General features: G+C 32.0%; 22 protein-coding genes. All 22 read right to left on the bottom strand.

Going from position 1 to position 22,751, the window contains the following annotated elements:
* Positions 1-848 precede the first annotated feature (848 nt).
* Positions 849-1,496 (bottom strand): class I SAM-dependent methyltransferase, encoded by a 648-nt coding sequence (locus JYG23_RS00215; protein WP_242631598.1) that lies wholly within the window; start codon positions 1,494-1,496, stop codon positions 849-851.
* Positions 1,497-1,761: 265 nt separating this feature from the next.
* Positions 1,762-2,331 (bottom strand): DUF2441 domain-containing protein, encoded by a 570-nt coding sequence (locus JYG23_RS00210; RefSeq protein ID WP_207236461.1) that lies wholly within the window; start codon positions 2,329-2,331, stop codon positions 1,762-1,764.
* A 359-nt stretch (positions 2,332-2,690) separates the two neighbouring features.
* Entirely contained in the window at positions 2,691-3,299 is a 609-nt protein-coding gene (locus JYG23_RS00205; protein WP_207235119.1) for a histidine phosphatase family protein, read from the bottom strand.
* Between the two features lie 560 nt (positions 3,300-3,859).
* On the bottom strand, positions 3,860-4,309 hold the full coding sequence (locus tag JYG23_RS00200) for a GNAT family N-acetyltransferase (protein ID WP_207236460.1): 450 nt from the start codon (positions 4,307-4,309) through the stop codon (positions 3,860-3,862).
* A 368-nt stretch (positions 4,310-4,677) separates the two neighbouring features.
* Entirely contained in the window at positions 4,678-5,142 is a 465-nt protein-coding gene (locus JYG23_RS14720) for a hypothetical protein (RefSeq protein ID WP_242631597.1), read from the bottom strand.
* A gap of 56 nt (positions 5,143-5,198) precedes the next feature.
* Positions 5,199-5,936 (bottom strand): reverse transcriptase domain-containing protein, encoded by a 738-nt coding sequence (locus JYG23_RS14715; RefSeq protein WP_242631596.1) that lies wholly within the window; start codon positions 5,934-5,936, stop codon positions 5,199-5,201.
* Positions 5,937-6,624: 688 nt separating this feature from the next.
* Entirely contained in the window at positions 6,625-7,371 is a 747-nt protein-coding gene (locus JYG23_RS00190) for a class I SAM-dependent methyltransferase (protein ID WP_207236459.1), read from the bottom strand.
* A gap of 518 nt (positions 7,372-7,889) precedes the next feature.
* Positions 7,890-8,897 carry a DUF4932 domain-containing protein gene (locus JYG23_RS00185; protein WP_207236458.1) on the bottom strand — a complete coding sequence of 336 codons (1,008 nt, stop codon included), beginning with the start codon at positions 8,895-8,897 and terminating at the stop codon, positions 7,890-7,892.
* Between the two features lie 284 nt (positions 8,898-9,181).
* Positions 9,182-10,123 carry an alpha/beta fold hydrolase gene (locus JYG23_RS00180; protein WP_207236457.1) on the bottom strand — a complete coding sequence of 314 codons (942 nt, stop codon included), beginning with the start codon at positions 10,121-10,123 and terminating at the stop codon, positions 9,182-9,184.
* A gap of 519 nt (positions 10,124-10,642) precedes the next feature.
* Complete coding sequence (locus tag JYG23_RS00175) at positions 10,643-11,158, bottom strand: hypothetical protein (RefSeq protein ID WP_207236456.1); 516 nt, start codon at positions 11,156-11,158, stop codon at positions 10,643-10,645.
* Positions 11,159-11,546: 388 nt separating this feature from the next.
* Complete coding sequence (locus JYG23_RS00170) at positions 11,547-11,906, bottom strand: ASCH domain-containing protein (protein WP_242631595.1); 360 nt, start codon at positions 11,904-11,906, stop codon at positions 11,547-11,549.
* Positions 11,907-12,240: 334 nt separating this feature from the next.
* Positions 12,241-12,732: an NUDIX hydrolase gene (locus JYG23_RS00165; RefSeq protein ID WP_207236455.1), complete on the bottom strand. Its 492-nt coding sequence runs from the start codon at positions 12,730-12,732 to the stop codon at positions 12,241-12,243.
* A 372-nt stretch (positions 12,733-13,104) separates the two neighbouring features.
* Positions 13,105-13,713: a histidine phosphatase family protein gene (locus JYG23_RS00160; RefSeq protein WP_207235119.1), complete on the bottom strand. Its 609-nt coding sequence runs from the start codon at positions 13,711-13,713 to the stop codon at positions 13,105-13,107.
* A 356-nt stretch (positions 13,714-14,069) separates the two neighbouring features.
* Positions 14,070-14,609 (bottom strand): NUDIX domain-containing protein, encoded by a 540-nt coding sequence (locus JYG23_RS00155; protein WP_242631594.1) that lies wholly within the window; start codon positions 14,607-14,609, stop codon positions 14,070-14,072.
* 582 nt (positions 14,610-15,191) lie between these two features.
* Positions 15,192-16,022 (bottom strand): hypothetical protein, encoded by an 831-nt coding sequence (locus JYG23_RS00150; protein ID WP_207236454.1) that lies wholly within the window; start codon positions 16,020-16,022, stop codon positions 15,192-15,194.
* A 588-nt stretch (positions 16,023-16,610) separates the two neighbouring features.
* Positions 16,611-17,084: a hypothetical protein gene (locus tag JYG23_RS00145; RefSeq protein WP_207236453.1), complete on the bottom strand. Its 474-nt coding sequence runs from the start codon at positions 17,082-17,084 to the stop codon at positions 16,611-16,613.
* A 319-nt stretch (positions 17,085-17,403) separates the two neighbouring features.
* On the bottom strand, positions 17,404-17,928 hold the full coding sequence (locus tag JYG23_RS00140) for a GNAT family N-acetyltransferase (protein ID WP_207236452.1): 525 nt from the start codon (positions 17,926-17,928) through the stop codon (positions 17,404-17,406).
* A gap of 389 nt (positions 17,929-18,317) precedes the next feature.
* Positions 18,318-18,836, bottom strand: coding sequence for a GNAT family N-acetyltransferase (locus tag JYG23_RS00135; protein WP_207236451.1), 519 nt, complete (start codon positions 18,834-18,836; stop codon positions 18,318-18,320).
* A 221-nt stretch (positions 18,837-19,057) separates the two neighbouring features.
* The gene (locus JYG23_RS00130; protein WP_207236450.1) at positions 19,058-19,285 is read right to left on the bottom strand and encodes a hypothetical protein; all 228 of its coding nucleotides are present in this window, start codon (positions 19,283-19,285) and stop codon (positions 19,058-19,060) included.
* 632 nt (positions 19,286-19,917) lie between these two features.
* Positions 19,918-20,298, bottom strand: a complete 381-nt coding sequence (locus tag JYG23_RS00125; protein WP_207236449.1) for a nuclear transport factor 2 family protein — start codon at positions 20,296-20,298, stop codon at positions 19,918-19,920.
* A gap of 395 nt (positions 20,299-20,693) precedes the next feature.
* Complete coding sequence (locus JYG23_RS00120; RefSeq protein WP_207236448.1) at positions 20,694-21,032, bottom strand: helix-turn-helix domain-containing protein; 339 nt, start codon at positions 21,030-21,032, stop codon at positions 20,694-20,696.
* A gap of 402 nt (positions 21,033-21,434) precedes the next feature.
* A complete protein-coding gene (locus JYG23_RS00115) occupies positions 21,435-22,496 on the bottom strand; it encodes a hypothetical protein (RefSeq protein ID WP_207236447.1) in 1,062 nt (353 codons plus the stop codon).
* Positions 22,497-22,751 lie beyond the last annotated feature (255 nt).

The following is a 22,751-nucleotide window of genomic DNA, read 5'->3' as shown; positions in this document are numbered from 1 at the left end:
TGTTACTTTCCGAATTGTCTTACATGCTAATCCCTTTGCTCCATAGACTTTCATCTACTTCTTCACTACTATGAATTAGTCCGACTTCTTGCAGCTCTTAAGACTTCTTTGGTTTTCTACACCTTATGCCATCCTTATCTGTTTTTGTTATTCAGAAAACTACAAGACCTCCCAGGTACGCTTAATATACCTTGTTTGCTCGCCATGCTCTCAGACCCCGGTGAAATTTCCATAACCTTGCCTTTATCGGTTATTTCTTTTTGTCTGCTGTCAGAGGAATGACATCGACTTTCACTTATCGGACTAACGAGGCTCTATCACTTCACGCTTTCGCATTACGGCTCTCAAACTTTCTTGCCTACGCTTAAACCTTACGTCACCGCTTCGGCTCCAAGGCTAGATACTGGCTGTTGGCTAAACTTTACCAGGCTAGGAGTTTCACCTAGCTATATATTAAACGCCGAACTGGCGCACTCCATCTAAGACCCTTGCGTGAACATGTTGTTATATGTCGGAATGATACCACTCTTCCCTGACTTGCCTAAACTTCTCTTGTTATATAAGATATAAGTAACCTCCTATCATTTTAAGCACTTATTTCTGTATTTTCATCCTAACTATTTAATATGTTATGTTCTTTCAAAAATATATCAACATGCTCTAAATATTTTATATTAATTATGGCTAATAAATTCAATAAAATCATTCACTCTAACTCCAACATCTTTAAGCAATGTGGTGCTGACTGGCTTACTGCGTAACTTGCTTCCTCGACTTGCCTACTCGCTGACGTTCTTACTGGCACCCTTGCGTAAACATATTATTATCAGATGTGCATCATAATTATTCTATAATAAATGTTTTTTTGATATATCTAATTTTTTTAAATGTTTTTTCTTCACTGGCTTTTCCTTCTTACAAACCCTACTATTAAAGTCTCTCTTTTCTGATGTTATAATGTAATAACCATTATCTTCTATTACTTTTATCCCTCCAAATATGTTAATCATCTTATTTTTATACCAATCTAATCTCTTTACTACTAATACCATTCTTCCATCAATCTTCATATGTTTCTTTCCTGATTCAATAAATTCTTTTGCTACTGAAAAATCTGTATGATATGGTGGATTGCATAATATCAATGTAAAATCATTATCTCTTATATTCTCAAATCCATTAGATTGTATTAACTCAACATTATATAAATCATTTAGTTCTAAATTACTTCTACTACAATCTATTGCTTTACTGTCTACATCAACCATCACTATATTTTTTTCACCTACTACTTTTGCCACTGCAATGCCTACTATTCCAGTCCCACAACCTAGGTCTAAAATTTTATCATCTTCTTTTAAATCAAATTTTTCCAACATACTTTTTGTTCCTAAATCTATATTGTTTGGAGAAAAAACACCCTCTATTCCCTTGATTTGTATATCATTATTCCATATATTTGTGCTATACATATTTACCCTTTCTTTTTTTATCATAAAAATCTTTTTAATATTATACTTTACCTATATCAATCATGTCATAAAATATCTCTGTGGTTCTGACATCGCTGAATCGAATAGAATTAACTCACCGTCTTGATGGTGCTCACATCCGGTGAAGGGATATAGTCTGACTTGCCCTATCAACTTTCTTCCTAAGACCCTTGTCGGAACATATTGTTATATGTCAAAATGATACCACTCCATAATAACTTTCTTAAACTAAATTTATCTAAAAAGCATTACCTAAGTACTCAAATCATTATATGTTAGCATTTATCTCTTTAACTATTTCTATAATTTCAATATCGCCATCAACAAGCATTTCTATAATAGGTTCTTCATCGTATTCATTGGGTTTATTTTCCCAATATCCTTCAGCTAAAATCAAATTTTCTTTCTTTTCTAATAGTCCATCAAAACAATTATTAGCATCCCCAATAAAGCAATTACCGTGTATCTTTAATTTTACAATTTGATATGTTGGTCTACCCCAATCGATAAACAACTCACTCCACTTTTCTGCTTCTTCTAAATTATTAGATACATATAAACAAGCCATTCTTGATGGATATGTTGGATATTTTTTTTTACGAACTTCCTCTAATGCTAGTTCTCTTAAAGCAACAGCCGTATGATGTTCAAGATTATCTTCATCATATTTTGAAGGCTGTTTATAAATGTCATTTACTATATTTAATTTATCCTGTACTCTTTTATATACTCCATTATGATTGTTCTCATCAAAAACTATGTGTTGACCTAATTGTACAGGTCTATCTGTAACTACATGGTAAGCATATATTTCTTTCATAATTTCACCTTTCTTCATAAATAATCTTCACTACATTAATAATTTATATAACTTTAAAAATATGTTTAATGACCTAAAAGCTATCTCTGAAATGGTATCATTCTGTCATATAACGTCCCTTTGTTACTGACGTTTCTCAGCGTTACAGGTGTTCTGCGACCCTAGATAACTCCTATCTTGGGTTGCAGGACACCGACTCGGTTAGCTGAGGAATGTGGTGCTGACTTGCCCTCTGCTGGCTTGTCTGCTTTGACTAACTGTACCAGCTGACGTTCCCTCTAAGCACCCGTAGCTGTAACATATTGTTATCTGTAGGTCAATATAAATCTTTACTATTTATTCACGTACCTTAATTCTCTATCTTATTCATCATAATTTTATTTTATATAAGACATATCGCTCATCTTTCTTATTAACCTTTTTCCTGAATCATTTAATATTAAATACGAAACTCCACCTGCTAAACCAAATACTTCAGCTTTATTTAGCACTTCAATTTCCAATCCCAAAAACATCGTGTTAAATACACTTAATAAATCTCCATGCGATACAATGATTATTACTTCATCTTCACTTTGCATAATTTCTGTAAAGAAAGGTTCTAATCTGTTCCATTCATCTCTACGACTTTCTGCGTCTGAAAATAACCTATCATCAACAGTCTTTTCTTGTACTTCTACATTTTCTTTTAACCATTTTACAGATTTGCCACAACATTTCCCTAGGTTTCTCTCTCTTAATTCCTTTTTTAATATAGGAGTTACTTCTATGTGTTGTCCAACTATTTCAGCTGTTTGCTTTGCCCTAGTTAAGTCTGATGAATACATTTTAATTTTCTGATTTTTTAATTCTTCTTTTAAATTTTCACCTATTTTATGTGCTTGTTTTACTCCTAATTCTGATAATTCCCAATCTGTCCATGAACCAACCATACCGTTTGTATGATGTATTGATTGTGTGTGTTGCACCGTAATAATTTTTTTCATATGCATCTCCTCATATTAAATTTTCTACATAACATTTATTACTGTTTATGTAGCTGTTGTACTATCAAATTGCTATTAATATTAATTCTCTGAAATTATATTGTTCTTTCAGATAACGTCGCGCGGGTTTACGAAGTTATCGAGTTAGACAGTTTACTGTCTAACTTGATAATTTTGCAAACCAGCTGATAGGCGATGTGGCGCTAGCCCAAGCCTGTCAGCGGGGTACCCGCGCGACGATAAACAAAATGACGCGCTAGCGGCATTTTGCTTATCGCCCCTGTGTTCACGACGTCGCTGAACCGGACATCTTTAGCTAGACCGTCTTGGCGGTGGTCACACCCGATGAAGGGATGTGGTCTGACTTTCCCTCTGCGTGACTTTCTTCCTTGACGTTCCTACTCGCTGACGTTCCTGCCCGACCCGTAGCGTGAACATGTTGTTAGATGATGTAGCAATGTCTTTTTTCAACGATTTAACATAAAATAAAAAGTGTGGCATCGGTGTAATTATAATAATTTAAATCATAATAAAATATAATTTATTAGTTTTTTTATTTCTTATATCTCCAAAGAATACTTATAAGCAGTTTCGGTTGGATTATCATAATACTCTTCTACTTTCTTATTAATCTTATATCCAAAATCTTCAAATACTTTTTGCATTTTTAAATTTGATTCTCTAGTTTCACCTTTAAATATATGCATATCATCTTTCAACATCTCATCAATGATATACTGCATTAACATATGGGCATAACCTTTATTTCTATAATCTGGATGAGTTCCTATAGTCATAATCTTAATATAATTATTTTCCCCCTTCCAGTTATAGATAGAAATATTAGCTTTAATAATATTATTTTCTTTGAATGCGAAAACAAAAGTTCTTTCGTCTTCTAAAAGTTCAATCCAATATTCTCGTTTTGTATAATCATTTGGAAAACAAATTATATCAAATTTGTATATATCATCTAAATCTTTTAAGGTTAACCTTACTATATCTTCCATAACATTCTCTCCTCGTTTAATATGTTTTTATTCACCTTCATCAACACTTGTTGCGTATAATTCCACTGTTGTAATATCTTCTTTTCATCAAATGGCCTCGAAGAACCACCTCGAAATTGCTGTGTCATCTAACGGCTCTGTGTTCACGACGTCACTGAACCGGACATCCCTGGCTTTCCCGCCTGGCGATGGTCACACCCGGTGAAGTGATGTGGTCTGACTTGCTTCCTTGACGTTGTCGAGTAGACGAACTCGACACTTCCCTCTTTTATGTTATTTCACTGTAAAAGGTTACTGTCTGTTCGCCCCTCTCGGAACCGTACGTGCCCTATTAAGGCATACGGCTCTTCATATAAAACTTTATAGTTCTACCATATGTTTACACAAATCTTTGGACTTGGAATATATGCTTCCCATATTTTTTCAAATGTATCATAAGACATGCTTTTCTTTTGATGTCTTCTGTTTAATCTTTTGTAGCATTGGTATTTGACATATCCGTGGAATTTCTTTATTCCTTTGATATTTCCACTTATCCCATAGTAGTTATCGTGTCCCATCAGTTTTCTTTTCAAGCTTTTCATTATTGTATCAATAGGTTTGTGCATTCCTTCTTTTAGCCAACTTTTCGCATTTTGCCTTTTTACTTTTAGCTTTTTCTTGCTTGTGTTGATATGCACACGGTATTTACCATTTTTTGTTTTTCCATTTACGAATGTAAATCCGAGAAAATCAAAATTTTCTTTTGTTCCTCTATGTTTTCCGAATGGTATTATCCTTGTCTTTTCTATTGCTACTTCTAATCCAAATGTTTTCAATCTCTCTATTAGCATCTTGTATACTTTTTCCGCTTCGCTTTCTGCTTGAAACTGTATTGCAAAGTCATCTGCTATCTCACCAGATACGCTTCTCCATGCAGTTTTGGTTTCACCGACTTTTCAAACCATATATCTAATACATAGTGTAGGTATACATTTGCCAATACTGGTGATATATTTCCACCCTGAATTGTTCCTTTGTCACTTTCTACGTATTTCATGTCTTCCCATATTCCTGCTTTTAGAAATCTTACTATATATCTAAGAAAATTCTTATCTTGTATATCGTGTTCTAAAAATTTCATTAGCCATCCTTGGTCTACATTGTCGAAAAAGCCTTTTATATCACAGTCTAGTATATAGTTTACGTTTTTGTGCATTATCGTATTGTTTATCATTTTTATTGCTTGATGGCAATTTCTGTTTGGTCTAAAACCATATGATATATCAAGAAATCTTGGTTCATATACTCCATTCAATATTTCTGCCATTATTGTTTGTACTAACTTATCTTCATATGACAGTATTCCTAATGATCGCATTTTTCCATCGCTTTTTGGTATCATTACTCTTCTTGTGGGTTTTGGTTTGTATCCGAACTTCTTCATTTTTTCTAGGAGAATTTTTATATTATCTTCTAGTTGTTCTGAATATTGTTCTTTTGTTACTCCATCTATTCCTACTGCTTTTTTCTTGTCCTGTTTTTCATGCACCTGTTTTAAATTTTCTTCATTTACATAGTGCATTAGTGTTTGCAGTTTTGCGTGTTTTATTGATAGTTCTTTTATTTCTTCTTGTATCTTTCCCATGTGTTTATTTAACCTCTAGTGTCTTTCATGTGTTACTTTCCGAATTGTCTTACATGCTAATCCCTTTGCTCCATAGACTTTCATCTACTTCTTCACTACTATGAATTAGTCCGACTTCTTGCAGCTCTTAAGACTTCTTTGGTTTTCTACACCTTATGCCATCCTTATCTGTTTTTGTTATTCAGAAAACTACAAGACCTCCCAGGTACGCTTAATATACCTTGTTTGCTCGCCATGCTCTCAGACCCCGGTGAAATTTCCATAACCTTGCCTTTATCGGTTATTTCTTTTTGTCTGCTGTCAGAGGAATGACATCGACTTTCACTTATCGGACTAACGAGGCTCTATCACTTCACGCTTTCGCATTACGGCTCTCAAACTTTCTTGCCTACGCTTAAACCTTACGTCACCGCTTCGGCTCCAAGGCTAGATACTGGCTGTTGGCTAAACTTTACCAGGCTAGGAGTTTCACCTAGCTATATATTAAACGCCGAACTGGCGCACTCCTCTAAGACCCGAAGCGTGAACATATTGTTAGCTGTTGGAGAAATATCAATCTCCATGACTTGCATTCATGTTTATTTATAAAAATTTATAACCATTTGTTATTCATCTCATATTCTTTTTAATAACTATTTACTAAATAAAACATATTATATATGCTCCACATTATGCTTATAATATGCTTTTATTTTTTTATTTCCCAAAATAAGAACAAAGGGATTTTTTGTAACCAAGCCATTGCAGTTGAAATTTTCGCTTGTTCCTCGTTGGGGCATGGTTCATTCAAATCTACAATTGTTAATCCATTTTTTATAAAGGCTTTAATATAATCTTCCAACGTTCTATGTCTCCAAATTACAGAGGTGGTACCATTTGGAAGAGGAGCCTCCCATTGTTTAGGTTCAAAGTAATTTTTTATAACTACTTCACGATTAATACCTGATCCCTGTCTCCCAATCCCTTCTGCATGATTTCCATTAAAACAGGGATGAAGAACACTTGCAAATAATTTCCCTGATGGTTTAAGAACCCTTGACACTTCATGTATTGTCCCTTCAAAATCTTCACAATCCATTAGCATCATTGAACAAAGAACTATATCAAATGAATTATCATCTATTCCATATAAATCGTTACTATTACGAACGAAGTGTTGAATTGACAATTTATTTATCTCTGCTTGCTCTGTAGCATAATTTATACTGTTTTGAGAGCAGTCTATTGCAGTTACATCAGCATTTTTCTTTGCTAATTCACGCGAATATCCCCCTTCACCACAGCCAAGATCTAATACTTTTTTATTATGAACATCGCCTATCATGCCAAGCATATATGGCATAATAAAGTGTATTCTACTTTCTCCTTTTTGTGCTAATTTGAAAAATTCACTACCTAGTTTATTCCATGAAATTGTTGAGCTATCATGTTTCATTTAAATTTTTCCACCTCTCTGTGTATTTTATAAATAATCTTCATTAACTAAATATCAATTTTATATGACTATAAGCTATGTTTATATAGACCCTAAAATTATTCTCTGTTATGATATTTCTCTTTCAGCTAACGTCGCGCGGGTTTACGAAGTTATCGAGTTAGACAGTTTACTGTCTAACTTGATAATTTTGCAAACCAGCTGATAGGCGATGTGGCGCTAGCCCAAGCCTGTCAGCGGGGTACCCGCGCGACGATAAACAAAATGACGCGCTAGCGGCATTTTGCTTATCGGTCTTGTGTTCACGACGTTTCCCAGCGTTACAGGTGTTCTGCGACCTTAGATAACTCCTATCTTAGGTTGCAGGGCACCGACTCGGTTAGCTGGGGAATGTGGTGCTGACTTTCTCCTTGCTGGCTTGTCCACTTTGACTAGCTATCCAGCTGACGTTCCCTCTGGCACCCGAAGCGGGAACATATTGTTAGATGTTGTTTTCCCATCACTCTATAAAGCTTACTTTAATTTTTATTTAAATCTTCTAATATCTTCATATAATATTCATCTATATTTTTATAAATATGTCTATTCTGTTCATAATATTTTAAACTTTTAATTATATCCTCTATGTATATAAATCCCCTAGATAGTTCCTCTTGTACTAACTTATCTTCAATACCTTCTTCATCTAAACTACTTAGTCTTATTACAACAGCTCTAATAATATGCTCATTTAAGCATTCTTCCCAATCTCCATAACAAAGTTGTTTTATTTCTTTTGTTTTATCAAATAATTCTATATATTCTTTTGCTTCATCCCAATGCTTTAATGTTAATGGATTAATGAAAGAATGACTAAACTCATGCCTCTGCATATGTTTAAAATACTCTACATTTCCAAAGCTCGGTGTTGGGTTGCATTCTAATAATCCAACAATACTATAAATATCTATATCTCCATTTTTATGTACAACTTTAGGTCCAAAGCCACATGGTCCAAAAAGAGAAACTAATAATATATTATAATTATTTTTCTTCATCCCATAATAATTATGTAATTCATTGATAAAATTATAATCAGGTAAAATATTAATTGTATTTTCTATAACACTTTCATAATAATGTATGTTATTTTTAAAGAATTCATCATAATTAGTATCTATACTAAACTTATATAATAAATTACTAAACCTTTCAAAATTCTCTTTTCCACCCATTCTATTTATATAAAAATTATCAAAATCAATATCTTCTCTAATTTGAAAATCTTCATCTAAGTATAGTGTAATATTAGGTGGAGTTCCAAATGTAAAACCAATTTTATTTAACTCTAAAAATAACTTAGTTACTTCATGTTGTTTATATGGTGAAAAGTATTTTTTTACTCTTTCCTTATAACTAAAATTTAATTTAGTCAGAATAGTATCATATCCAGCTAAATATTCAACTATGGATAACAACTCTATTCTATAGTCTACACATACGTTTATAGCATTTTTAGTATAACAAATCGATTTATTTTTAATCATAATTATAACTCCTTTATTTATATTTCCACAAAGTGTAACTCTGATATGATGGGAAAATTTCATCTAACGGCTCTGTGTTCACGACGTCACTGAACCGGACATCCCTGGCTTTCCCGCCTGGCGATGGTCACACCCGGTGAAGTGATGTGGTCTGACTTGCTTCCTTGACCGTTCCCACTAAGACCCGAAGCGTGAACATGTTGTTATGTGTAGGACTAATATAAGCTACTTGACTATCTGTCAAAATTTTAATTTATAATGATTTTAGCAACTTCGTATAATGCTCATTTGACGAAGTTGATAAGAGCTTGTATAAATTCATTCTTCTTCTCAATATGAATTCCGTGCCCACAATCAAATCTAACAAGCTCACAGTTGTCCATTAGTTCTTGTACCAAGTTTGCATCTTCTTCACTCATTGCCGCAAGCAAAACTTTTTTGCTATCATAATTTGTTTTTGCTTTCATTAAAAGAGTTTTGCAAGAGATGCTTTTTAATATTTCTGCGTGTAAAACGATTCCATTAAAGGTATCATTATAAAAGGCATCTCCAAAATACGGGTCATATTCATTCATACCACGATAAGCCTCTAATGCACTTTTAGGGAAGAATGGCACTTTTAAAGGTTTATGTGGGTGTTTTATTCTATATTTTCTTGCACAGCTTAATAGTTTGAGCTTTATTTTTTCTCTTGATTTATTAGGAAAAAATTCCCACATTTTTTGGCGTTCAAAATAATAAATTACAAAATCTTCTTGAACATTTTGCTCAATGTAGTTATGGCAAACAGTTGATAGATCTAAATAATTAAATGTTTTATATCGGCGTTGACCTTGACATGAAAATAAAGGAGGGTCTTCCAAAATCAATCCAGAACACATTTCTGTTTTTGATGCAACATAAGCTGCAATTAATCCACCAGATGAATGACCGACGATATAAAAAGGGTTGCCAACAAGATTTTCTGCGAAATCAACAATGGCATTACCTATAGAAACTATATTGTAATGGCTTTTATCCTTATCACTTGATCCATGACCGGGGCAGTCCACCGAAAATATATGAAATATCTTTGATAAAGCATTGAATGTATTATTGAAACTTGTTGCATCTGTACCCTGTGCATGTAACATAACTAACACAGGCAGGTTGTTTTCAACTTCATAATAATTTAGTTTTATTCCCTTAGCAATATATTGATTTTGCAATATATTTTTCAATCCCATATCTTACACCACCTAATATAAATAATCTTTACTAACTTAATAGCAATTTTAAATACTCTAAACTATGTTTAATTCATCCCTAAAAATACACTCTGAAATTATATTAGTCTTTCACATAACGTCGCGCGGGTTTACGAAGTTATCGAGTTAGACAGTTTACTGTCTAACTTGATAATTTTGTAAACCTGCTGATAGGCGATGTGGCGCTAGCCCAAGCCTGTCAGCGGGGTACCCGCGCGACGATAAACAAAATGACGCGCTAGCGGCATTTTGCTTATCGTCCCCTTGTTCCCGACGTTTCTCAACTTTACAGGTGTTCTGCGACCTTAGATAACTCCTATCTTAGGTTGCAGGGCACCGACTCGGTTAGCTGAGAAATGTGGTGCTGACGCTCCCACTGCTGGCTTGTCTACTTTGACTCCCTATCCAGCTGACGTTCCTCTAGCACCCGAAGCGTGAACATATTGTTATACATAGTTGATATAATCAGCTACAAAGCATATCTTACTAATTATTTTTTCATATGTCAAAATTCACATCTATAATACGCCATCCTTTTGACTCTTCTTTAACTAAAAAATTAATAAATAATGCATGTTCGAATGGAGTCCCATCCTCATAAAATATAAATTCTTGAGTATTTACAAAATATGCACATTTTTCTTTAATATAATTTATACTTAGAATAGTCATTCCTTTATAATTTAAATTTCTTTTTTTGTCTAATAATATGTATTCTTTTGAACCATCTTTTTTTAATATAATATTTTCGTCTTCAATAACAATAAAATTTGCATCAAGCAATGAATTAACCTTATCTATATCTTCATTATTCTTTGATATATAAAATTTTGAAATTAGTTCACTAATATATGTAAACTCTTTATCTATTTTTAAATATTGTTCATTTTCAGCTCTATATTCTTCAATTTCTTCTTTTAGTTGTTTTATATTTTTCTGACTATATAACAGCATTATTATTAATATCACTATAATTGAACTTAAAATTATATATAATACTTTTAACTTTTTCATTACATTTGACCTCTCAAAAACCAAATTAAGACCTTCTTGAAAATCTCTGATATGATTATGTCAATTTTGTATAACGTTCCGTGTGTTCCCGACGTCGCTGAACCGGACATCATAGATAGACCGTCTTGGCGGTGATCACACCCGGTTAAGTGATGTGGTTTGACTTTCTTCCCTGACGCTCCTACTAAGACCCTTGCGTGAACATGTTGTTATAAGATGGGGTGTTATCACTCCCTAATTACTTGCCTTAAATAATTATCTATAAAAAATTTATCTTTCATCTAATACCTACATATATCCACACAGTGTTAAAATAACTATTTATTGAGTAACGTTCTGTTTGTTTTGTACTTTGATTATTTATTGAATACATTATTTTTAATATGTATCACAGTAGTTCTATTTCAATACCAACTACTCCATATTCTGATTGCTTTTCAATGGAATAGTATTGATTCATGTCACTTGATTTTGCATTTAATATATTATGTTTTGTGTAACCACACTTTAACAACGGGAGTTCCTTGTATAGATCATCAAAAGATGCAAAATGATATATATTAGTTACTTTACATAACATATTCTCACTTTCATCATCAGTATTAATAAATTCTATTTCATCATTTATTTTAATAAGTTGCCTTTTCTCATCGTTCAATCTTAATTCAATAGTTTTTTCCCCATTCCTTATCATTGCAAAAGGTTCAGGATTTAAATTCATCCTGTGATTCATTAATTTATCATTCATAATACTGCTATTTCCCTTTCTTTCAAAAAATATATAAACAATACTCATCACCCATATATATATCTAAAACAAATTTACACTTAAAAATTTGCTACTTTGACATCAAAACTTTTCTCCGAAATGATAATACTCTTTCTTATAACGGCTCTGTGTTCACGACGTCCCTGAACCGTCTTTAGTAGCTAGACCTCTTGAAGGAGCTTCGATCCCGGTGAAGGGATGTGTGAGGGCAAGCCACAGAGATGTTTCAAGATAGCAAGCGACCCTACCCGAACGAATGTGAACGCGTTGTTAGGTGTTGGGTCAATATAAGCTACTTGACTACCTATAAGTTTTATATCAAGCGTTTTAATTTTAAGTTATATTCCGGTTTTGTAATGTATTCTAAATATTGTACTGATCCTTCATAGTTTAAATATGCTTTAAATCTTTCTATCAAATTAGGTTCTGTAATATAATTTAATACTGCATTTTTATCAATCCATAATGATTCAGATGTTTCATCTGACGTACATAATTCTCCATCTACATATTTACATGTAAATCCAAACATCACTTTTGTTGGAACTATAGTGTATCCATTATATCCTGCATGAGTGCCTTTGTTTGATGAAACACATATTAGTTTTTCAACACTTATATCTATTCCTGTTTCTTCTTTTATTTCACGAATTAATGCATCATTTAAATTTTCACCTATTTCAACTTGTCCACCAGGAATTGTATAAATGCATTTATAAGAGTTTTTAACTAAAAGTATTTGATTTTTTTCATTTTCTACTATTCCATCTACAGCTACTATATGAGTCGGAAATTTTTTCTCCATTTTATATCCCCTTTTATACTCAATTTTTATTAATTATATAATTCATATGCTTCGAATTTAATTTGACATCATAGACATTCTCTGAAATTATATTGACCTTTCACCTAACGTCCCTTTGTTACTGACGTTTCTCAGCGTTACAGGTGTTCTGCGACCCTAGATAACTCCTATCTTGGGTTGCAGGACACCGACTCGGTTAGCTGAGGAATGTGGTGCTGACTTGCCCTCTGCTGGCTTGTCTGCTTTGACTAACTGTACCAGCTGACGTTCCCTCTAAGCACCCGTAGCTGTAACATATTGTTATCTGTAGGTCAATATAAATCTTTACTATTTATTCACGTACCTTAATTCTCTATCTTATTCATCATAATTTTATTTTATATAAGACATATCGCTCATCTTTCTTATTAACCTTTTTCCTGAATCATTTAATATTAAATACGAAACTCCACCTGCTAAACCAAATACTTCAGCTTTATTTAGCACTTCAATTTCCAATCCCAAAAACATCGTGTTAAATACACTTAATAAATCTCCATGCGATACAATGATTATTACTTCATCTTCACTTTGCATAATTTCTGTAAAGAAAGGTTCTAATCTGTTCCATTCATCTCTACGACTTTCTGCGTCTGAAAATAACCTATCATCAACAGTCTTTTCTTGTACTTCTACATTTTCTTTTAACCATTTTACAGATTTGCCACAACATTTCCCTAGGTTTCTCTCTCTTAATTCCTTTTTTAATATAGGAGTTACTTCTATGTGTTGTCCAACTATTTCAGCTGTTTGCTTTGCCCTAGTTAAGTCTGATGAATACATTTTAATTTTCTGATTTTTTAATTCTTCTTTTAAATTTTCACCTATTTTATGTGCTTGTTTTACTCCTAATTCTGATAATTCCCAATCTGTCCATGAACCAACCATACCGTTTGTATGATGTATTGATTGTGTGTGTTGCACCGTAATAATTTTTTTCATATGCATCTCCTCATATTAAATTTTCTACATAACATTTATTACTGTTTATGTAGCTGTTGTACTATCAAATTGCTATTAATATTAATTCTCTGAAATTATATTGTTCTTTCAGATAACGGTCTTGTGTTCACGACGTCGCTGAACCGGACAGCATCAGTTAGACCATCTTGGCGGTGCTGGCACCCGGTGAAGTGATGTGGTGCTGACTCGCCCTCTGCTGGCTTGTCTACTTTGACTCCCTATCCAGCTGACGTTCCTCTAGCACCCGAAGTGTGAACATGTTGTTAGATGTAGGGGAGATATAAGCATCTTGACTCACTACAATTTATGTATAAATCCTTTAATTATTCACATTATTAAAACTCTGGTAATTCTATAAATACTACTTTTTCACTATTTGCTATTCCACCATAAATTAAATCATCTTTTATTCCTATATCTACGTAATGTTCTATCACATATTTTGCTGTATATGGCATTTCTAATGACTTTATTTCTTCTATATCAAACCACTTTGCTATACCTTCGTTTGAATTAAGTTCTATCTTATAATCTTGATTTAATTTAGCAAAAAAGTAATAGTTCTGTCTTATTTCTCCTTTTGTTCTTCTTAAAGTGACGTATCGTAATTTAATATTTTCAAGCATTTTCTCTGAAAGATTTAATTCTTCTTTAAGTTCTCTTAACATACATGCTCTAGCATCATTCAATTCAAATTCTTCAAAATGTCCACCTGCTGATCCTACCCATACATCATTAACTACTCTGCCACCTTTTCTATATAATAACAAAATCTTATTATCCTGTGATATATATACAGATGTCATATTTCTTAATTTCCCATCGTTAAAATTTGATTTCATAATTTTTTGTCCTTTTCCTTTTCTTAAATTCATCAATTATTTATGCCAATTTCCTTGGCAAATTTCATTTTGACATCTTAAATACTCTTTGAAATTATATCTCCCTTTCATCTAACGCTCTTGTGTTCACGACGTTTCCCAGCGTTACAGGGGTCTGCGACCTTAGATAACTCCTATCTTAGGTTGCAGGCACCGACTCGGTTAGCTGGGGAATGTGGTGCTGACTCTCCCCTATCTGGGATTGACCAAATCAACTTTCTCATTAGTCCAGCTGACTGTCTTACGGGTACCCGAAGCGTGAAGATATTGTTAGACGTATTAAACTCATGTGACCCGAGCAAACCTGGTACGTGATAGACTTATATTTGTAATACTTATAGCTACGTTATGAAAATTTATACGATTAATCTAATTATATATTTATCTTAACTTTATGCACTCTAATAATCTAAAAAATATATAATTTCTACTTTTGACCCAATTCATAATTTTGAATTCAATATTAAGTTTGAAATTTGCCATATATCACCGTACTTCATTAAACTGCGGTTTTTCTCTATACTATAACTTACAAGTTGTGAAGCTATATACAGATATTTTTTATCAATTAGATAACTATAAATATTTAAGAAAGCAGTTATTATTATCATATAACTTGAAACCATACTTAGTTCCAAGCGATACTTCATAATCATCTTCTGTATATAAATCTATCAATTTGACATTTCTCTTATTGGCTTTTGAAATAAATGATCTAAATAGCTTTTCTTTTACTATTTCATCACCGCTGAAGGCAATAATCTCAGTATAATTAACAGAACCTCTGCCTATAATATGTCCTTTTATACCTTTCTCAAAATACCCAAGAATAATAAAACGATCTAAGTTCTCACTTATTCTTTTAGAATTCCAATAAGTATCTTGATCAATACATCCTTCTATCCAATTATATAGATTTCTGCTATTATTTTTATTTAGCTCTTGAACAAACTCATTTGAATAATCACTACTGAAGTTCTCGAGTTTAAGCATTACAGCTTCTTCAATTTTTTGAAAGTCTTTATTCTCATAGAACTTAATAGACTTAGTGTGTTCACTAGCTGTATTAACATAAAACTTGTAGCCTTTAAAGTTCTCTGCAACATAATCATACAAGCAATTTGCCACTGCTTCATAATCATATCCATATGGTCCTTGAGCATATGAAACATATAAGTCTTCTTCCATCCAATAAATTGGTGTTAAACCTTCTAACTTTCCATCTTTTTCAACAAGTAAAATTTCATGTTCGTCACGTTCAACATAACTAGAAAACATATCATATATCTGTTCTCTTGATGCATCTAATAATAATGATCTACATCTAGTTTCAATATTACTTTGCATACTAAATGCTAAATCAACTGCCTTATCTATATCATTTATTTTTGCTTTTACTACTTTCATAACTTCCTCCCAAAATAATTTCATTTACTATTAGTAACAACCTCTTACATTGCAGTGTTATATTTTATTGACAATAACTTTTCTACACTTGTGAATTACCAATTAATAAATTTCAAACTTTAAAATTATTTTTCATATGTAATAAAATTTCAGCATCTTCTAAAATTTTATTATTTAATTTTTAATTCATATGATTAATATTTCTTCAATCAAATAAATTTTCAATTTCTATGTACAATTATAATCTATAAATATGTGTGAAAAACTATGACATACAAATATAAGTTTCGTTTTACACGCCAATACCTATTTGCCACTTCAATACTATAGTCAAAACATTAGAAGCCTAAAAGATTGAGTTTATTTCGTCTAACGGTCTGGTGTTCACGACGTCGCTGAACCGGACAGAATTAGCTAGACCGTCCTGGCGGTGCTAGCACCCGGTGAAGTGATGTGGTCTGACTAGACCCCTACGTGACTTTCTTCCTTGACGTTCCTACTCGCTGACGTTCCCTCAAGACCCGAAGCATGAACATGTTGTTATATGCTGGAATCAATGGGCCCTATTTACTTACTATAGTAAAATTATTATTTAATATATTTTTCCAACTCACTACCACTAGTAATCCACATTAATAATCCCCATATCCAAGCTACCAAAAGCCATGAAACAATTTCAGTTAAATTCTTTTTTGTACTTACAAAAAATGGTGATATTGTAGCTATTATAGAATTTAAACCAAAAAATAATATTCCATAAATAATTATATAATTTCTTCTTATAACCTTCTTATCAAAGAATTTACGTTCGTTTAATTTTTTTATATATTCCCATTCTAGTTTTCCTATCACTACTCCTAATATATAAGCTGCTGTAAGTTTTATAATTGATTGAATAACAAATAATTTTATATCTTCATTTCTATAATTAAATATTAATTCTAATACAATTAATAAAATTAGTTGTACTGATAATACTTTTTTTAATGAAAATTCTACAAACATATATCTTCCTTTTGATTTTTGTGAAATTCTATTCCATTTTAATTCTATATTCCCCATTTCATACCTCCCAATAACTTTATATTTTCAAAATAAATTATGATTTCACGCCATTTATTCTTGCATATAACGCCCCTATGTTCCCGACGTTTCCCAGCGTTACAGGTGTTCTGCAACCTTAGATAGCTCTTATCTTAAGTTGCAGGGCACCGACTCGGTTAGCTGGGGAATGTGGTGCTGACTTTCCCTATCAACGTTCCTCTCGGCACCCTTGCGTGAACATATTGTTAGATGTTGGACTAATGTAAACTTCTTGACTCTCTATCATTTTTTATTTAATAGATTAACTTCATATTATGCTCATATATCGTATCAATAATTAAAACTCCTTCTTATAAATCAACATTCCATTTCCATAGGGATCATCCTCAGCTCCAAATTCTTTATCCACGAATTTGTATCCGTTTTTTTCTAAAACTCTAACAGAAGACTTATTACCATTCATTACACGACCATATAAAACATTTATTCTAAATATCTCAATTATATATTCTGTCATTGCTTTTAAAACTTCTGTGGCATAGCCTTTTCCACTATACTTTTTACAAATTGTATAGCCGATCTCAACCTCTTCATTATTTCCTTCAACTTCGTTTACACCTGTATCTCCTACCAAGTCTCCTGTTTCTTTTAACTCAACAGCTAATACATATGGCAAATGCTTATTATTCACACAATTTATATAAAAATCAATAGCATCTTTCGCCTCAATAATATCCGCATAGCTTTCGTTTGGAATCCATTTCTTTACTTCATCTTCCATATGATTTTCATATAAAGATTGTGCATCCTCTATTTTGAATTTCCTAATTTTCAAATGCTCTGTTTCAAATATATAATCCATCTTTCTTCTCCTTAAAACTCTATTCTTATTATTTATAAATAATCTTTGCTAACTTAATAGCTATTTTAAATACTATAAACTATATTTAATTTATCCCTAAAAATACACTCTGAAATTACATTAGTCTTTCATATAACGACTCTGTGTTCACGACTTTTCCCAGCGTTACAGGTAGTTTTCTAACCTTAGATAGCTCTTATCTTAGGTTAGAGGGCTGCCGACTCGGTTAGCTGGGGAATGTGGTGCTGACTTGCCCTATCGACGTTCCTATGGACACCCTTGTGTGAACACGTTGTTATGTAACGTTGTATATTCACATCTCATATTACTAACTTTAATATTAGTTCTACCAGACCTCTATGTTTATATTTTTGTAGCATTTATCATACTCATAATGTATGGTCTTCATTATATGTTTCTCGTTCATAACGATAATACTTAAATGTTTCATTTTGTCTAACAAAACGGAAACCGACTTTTTCCAGAACATGTTGGCTTCTTACATTTTTGAGAACAGCATCAGCAAGAACAGTATTCATCCTCAACTCTTCAAAAGCATAGCACACTGCTAGTTTCTCAGCTTGTGTTCCATATCCCTTATTTTTCACGGAATCATTTTGCATATGGATTGACAATTCGCATTCTCTTTTGTCGTAGTCAATATGTTTTAAGCAGATCTCACCAACTACGGTGTCATTCACTATAATCATAAATTCCTTTCGCTCCTGGGTCGGTTTTTTTAATGCAAAATGTCCATCAATCTTTTCAGGATCATAATGGTAAGTGAAGAACCTGTTCATGTCCATAAAAATGTCAGGGTCACTAATAAATCCTCTGTAATACTCATGTAAAAGCTCTCTGGTTACTTCATGAAGAGATATTACTCCTTTGTCTTTTTCTGTACTCATAATATCTAATCCCCTCTCAAAATGTAAATAATCTTAACATTTATACAACATATATATATAACACATATTATTGGCTTATATTATCCAACCACCATTAGACCCAACAAAAGTGCTCTGAAATGAATATACAATGTTATGTAACGTTGTCCATTCACATCTTATATTACTAACTTTAATTTAATTATATTACTTATGTTTCTTAATTACTTTTTAAAGTCATATTAATCATCTTTATATGTAAAGTAAATATATATACTATAAAAAATTAATACTATCGTAATAATTAGTGCTATACTGCATGGAAACATACCTGCGTATTTCCATACACTTGTATAATAACTACCTGACGTTTTATCTATAAGTTGTGCAATCTTAGTAAGATACAATTCTAATGATAATAAGAAACCACCAAAAATAATTCCAATTAATCCTATAGATTTCTTTTTCATATATCCAACCCCTTTTTCTAATTATTTAACAAAAACAATATTAATTATGAATCTTGTTTTTCTTTTGAATAATAACCCTTAAACACCATAACAATTGCAAACAAAATAATTGCTATTCCTAATAGCATATATTTAATTTCTTTCATGTATTTCTCCTTCAAGAATCTATACTTCTTAATTATTGTTTATTATATTAAATTATTTGCAACTACTAAGATAATATATTTTAATTATTTTTCTCTAATAAAAAACATCAATATATTTTAACTATTATATTTAATATGACTTTTTTGTTATTGTTAGTACTACCAAACAAATTACTGACTAATCAACACTACTCTGACATGAATATACAATGTTATATAACGGTCTGGTGTTCACGACGTCGCTGAACCGGACAGCAATAGCTAGACCGTCTTGGCGGTGCTCGCACCCGGTGAAGGGATGTGGTCTGACTTTCTTCCTTGAACGTTCCATCTAAGACCCTTGCGTGAACATGTTGTTAGAAGATGGATCGTTATCACTCTCCAACGACTTTGCAAAATAATTACCTATAAAAATCTTTTCATATTGTCTTTAATCATAACTTCAATATTTTAAAATATCTATTTATTGTGCATCAAACAAAGTTCTCATTTTATGGGTTTGCCAATATTCTTATCTAATCGCCATTGCGGTGCTATTCCATCATCACCCCAATATTCATCTATAAAAAAAATCTTATCTCCTTGAAATTTAAAGAATGAAGTTACATGAAAAGAGGCACTATTATCTTTTAACCAAACTCTTGTTGCTGTAATCGCCTTATCTTCAACTAATTCAATACGTTCCACTTCACCTTGCCAATCGCCTGGATATTCACAATTTGCAATTATAAATTCTTCAGTTGTAAATTGTTCATTCGTATTATGCCAACGCACATGTGCATTTGGAGCAAAATAATTTTTTAACGCCTCTACATTTTGATTTGCAACATCACACCAAAATGACATTAATAATTCTTTTCTATTCATCTTTTTTCACCTTCATATAAAATATAAAATCTTCACTTCCTACATCTATTTCAATAGATTTAAAATCATAATAACACATCTATATCGACCTCAAAGTTCTTCTCTAATATGATAACGTTCTTTCTTCTAACGTCCCGTGTTCCCGACGTTTCTCAACCTCCAGAAGGAGTTGCTCATGCCACGCACGTGGCTAATGCAACGACTGTCGCGACGCGCTTAGGTTGAGGAATGTGGTGCTGACTCCTCTTCTTGCTGGACATTCATCTTTGACACTCTTTCCAGCTGACGTTCCCCTTGCACCGAATGGGAACATATTGTTATGTGTTGGAGTTATATCACTCTTTAATAACTTTCTTAAATAAATTTTAAACATAATATCTTATCAGTTTGATATTTTAAATTACTTCTTTAATTAAATCTTCAACAGGTACATTATACAATTTTGCTAAAGCAATCAAATTTGACGTACTTGGATCAGATATTCCATTTTCCCATTTAGATACCGCCTGTCTACTTACTCCAATTGTTTCAGCAACAAACTCTTGTGTCATTTTACATAAAGTACGATGCTCTTTTAGTGCTTCTCCAAGTGACTTACGAACAACTGATTTTTCTTTTCTTACTTCTTTAGATTTTAAGTATTTCAAAAGAGCACAAATAACTAAAATAATTATACCAACAAAAACAGCTAACAAAATAATATTGATTATCATTATGAATAAAGTCCAATGCATATATCACTACCTCCTTTTTGTTGCTCAAGTATACTATAATTAGATAGTAACATCTACCAACTATTACGCAAATATAAGTTGCAAACTGGTTGCATCCAAAAACTGATATTTTTTACTATGTAATTATATAGATAATCTTATTACTTCATATAATTATTTCAACGAGTACAAATTCTTAGTATGCTTATATTGTCCATAAATCTATACTTTGAAATGATATAACTCTTTCACTTAACGGTCTTGTGTTCACGACGTCACTGAACCGGACACCATAGCTAGTCCATCTTGGTGGTGGTCACACCCGGTGAAGTGATGTGGTCTGACTTTCCCCTTGAGCGTTCCACCTAAGACCCGAAGCGTGAACATGTTGTTAGGCGATAGTACTGCCTATGTTTTTCATGTTTATTTTCTAATTATTTTATAAATAAGATTGATTAATTCTTGTATTGGTAAATCACAATCTAAAACTGAATTACAATGTGATATATCATCTCTTATTTTTTTAATTGACATAAATACACTCACATCATTATCATTTACATTTGTCCATTCTAACATAGAACACCATATAAACTTATGGGCTAAATTTTTAGAGCTACTAACACAATCTATAAACGTTTTTTTTGCAGTTTCTTTAAATATATCAGAACAAATAAATTGTCCATCAGCTTTTTTATCTAAATCTATTTTTTTTATTTTTTTAAATACCTTATTTATATGCATTTCTAATGCTTGAAATATATTTATAAATTTTTTAAATCTATCTTTTTCATTTAAACCAGAGTATAACAAAGATATGACTTTTGTATCAACATCATTGTATAAATTTAATGAATTATTTATAGAGTATCTAAGTGTTTCTAATTTTAAAGGTTTAATAACTGATAAGCTACATTGCATATCTAATTTGACATCAAATATTATATTACCTTTACTATCTTTACCTAATATATCATTATTCATAAGTCTAACTGTTATATCGTCATTATACTGAGCTAACTCTATATTTAATGTTGTAATTAACTTAGGAATAACCATACTTTCTAAATCTTTAAGTTCTTGTTTTGCTTTTTCAAAGCAGTTGTGTGTTAGAATAACATTATTTTCTGTTTTTTTATATCCAGATTCACAAATGTAGTCCTTTTCTGTATTTAATATAACAGCCATATAATAACAATTATCATTTGTATTTTCATCAATTAAATCTTTATCTAAAATATCACTATTTACAATTAAGTTTTTAGCAATCAAACTTTTTAATAACTCATTTTTACTTTCTTCAATCCAAATAATACATTTTTTTGAATTAGTATCAATTTGTTTTAATGTATCAGGTATAATGTTTTCAAGATTTATACCAAATATTTCAATAATATTAATTGAATAAAAACAACTACTAATGCTCTCTTCATTTTCAAATTTCTCAAATCCCATACTTTTTAATCCTGCTATTGTTATTGGCATAAAATAAATTTCTCCTTTTTTATATACTAACATTCGTTTAAAGTATTTCGCCTAACGCCTCTGTGTTCACGACGTCGCTGAACCGGACCCAAAAGATGGACCGTCTTGGCGGTGGTAACACCCGGTGAAGTGATGTGGTCTGACTTTCCCTATTAACGTGTCGAGTAGACGAACCCGACACCCTTTCTTTTTAAGGTTTTCTTAAAGTAAAAGGTTACTGTCTGTTCGCCCCTCTCGGAACCGTACGTGCCCTAT

Source organism: Sedimentibacter sp. zth1 (assembly GCF_017352195.1).
GTDB lineage: Bacteria > Bacillota > Clostridia > Tissierellales > Sedimentibacteraceae > UBA1535.
Note: the sequence above shows the minus strand (reverse complement) of the source record. Positions and strands in the feature narration are given on the sequence as shown.

What these genes read in the sequence shown, in the direction of transcription:
- JYG23_RS00215 (WP_242631598.1), bottom strand. Translation starts at nt 1,496, where the DNA reads ATGATAAAAAAAGAAAGGGTAAATATGTATAGCACAAATATATGGAAT.
- JYG23_RS00210 (WP_207236461.1), bottom strand. Translation starts at nt 2,331, where the DNA reads ATGAAGAAAGGTGAAATTATGAAAGAAATATATGCTTACCATGTAGTT.
- JYG23_RS00205 (WP_207235119.1), bottom strand. Translation starts at nt 3,299, where the DNA reads ATGAAAAAAATTATTACGGTGCAACACACACAATCAATACATCATACA.
- JYG23_RS00200 (WP_207236460.1), bottom strand. Translation starts at nt 4,309, where the DNA reads ATGGAAGATATAGTAAGGTTAACCTTAAAAGATTTAGATGATATATAC.
- JYG23_RS14720 (WP_242631597.1), bottom strand. Translation starts at nt 5,142, where the DNA reads ATGCTAATAGAGAGATTGAAAACATTTGGATTAGAAGTAGCAATAGAA.
- JYG23_RS14715 (WP_242631596.1), bottom strand. Translation starts at nt 5,936, where the DNA reads ATGGGAAAGATACAAGAAGAAATAAAAGAACTATCAATAAAACACGCA.
- JYG23_RS00190 (WP_207236459.1), bottom strand. Translation starts at nt 7,371, where the DNA reads ATGAAACATGATAGCTCAACAATTTCATGGAATAAACTAGGTAGTGAA.
- JYG23_RS00185 (WP_207236458.1), bottom strand. Translation starts at nt 8,897, where the DNA reads ATGATTAAAAATAAATCGATTTGTTATACTAAAAATGCTATAAACGTA.
- JYG23_RS00180 (WP_207236457.1), bottom strand. Translation starts at nt 10,123, where the DNA reads ATGGGATTGAAAAATATATTGCAAAATCAATATATTGCTAAGGGAATA.
- JYG23_RS00175 (WP_207236456.1), bottom strand. Translation starts at nt 11,158, where the DNA reads ATGAAAAAGTTAAAAGTATTATATATAATTTTAAGTTCAATTATAGTG.
- JYG23_RS00170 (WP_242631595.1), bottom strand. Translation starts at nt 11,906, where the DNA reads ATGAATGATAAATTAATGAATCACAGGATGAATTTAAATCCTGAACCT.
- JYG23_RS00165 (WP_207236455.1), bottom strand. Translation starts at nt 12,732, where the DNA reads ATGGAGAAAAAATTTCCGACTCATATAGTAGCTGTAGATGGAATAGTA.
- JYG23_RS00160 (WP_207235119.1), bottom strand. Translation starts at nt 13,713, where the DNA reads ATGAAAAAAATTATTACGGTGCAACACACACAATCAATACATCATACA.
- JYG23_RS00155 (WP_242631594.1), bottom strand. Translation starts at nt 14,609, where the DNA reads ATGAATTTAAGAAAAGGAAAAGGACAAAAAATTATGAAATCAAATTTT.
- JYG23_RS00150 (WP_207236454.1), bottom strand. Translation starts at nt 16,022, where the DNA reads ATGAAAGTAGTAAAAGCAAAAATAAATGATATAGATAAGGCAGTTGAT.
- JYG23_RS00145 (WP_207236453.1), bottom strand. Translation starts at nt 17,084, where the DNA reads ATGGGGAATATAGAATTAAAATGGAATAGAATTTCACAAAAATCAAAA.
- JYG23_RS00140 (WP_207236452.1), bottom strand. Translation starts at nt 17,928, where the DNA reads ATGGATTATATATTTGAAACAGAGCATTTGAAAATTAGGAAATTCAAA.
- JYG23_RS00135 (WP_207236451.1), bottom strand. Translation starts at nt 18,836, where the DNA reads ATGAGTACAGAAAAAGACAAAGGAGTAATATCTCTTCATGAAGTAACC.
- JYG23_RS00130 (WP_207236450.1), bottom strand. Translation starts at nt 19,285, where the DNA reads ATGAAAAAGAAATCTATAGGATTAATTGGAATTATTTTTGGTGGTTTC.
- JYG23_RS00125 (WP_207236449.1), bottom strand. Translation starts at nt 20,298, where the DNA reads ATGAATAGAAAAGAATTATTAATGTCATTTTGGTGTGATGTTGCAAAT.
- JYG23_RS00120 (WP_207236448.1), bottom strand. Translation starts at nt 21,032, where the DNA reads ATGCATTGGACTTTATTCATAATGATAATCAATATTATTTTGTTAGCT.
- JYG23_RS00115 (WP_207236447.1), bottom strand. Translation starts at nt 22,496, where the DNA reads ATGCCAATAACAATAGCAGGATTAAAAAGTATGGGATTTGAGAAATTT.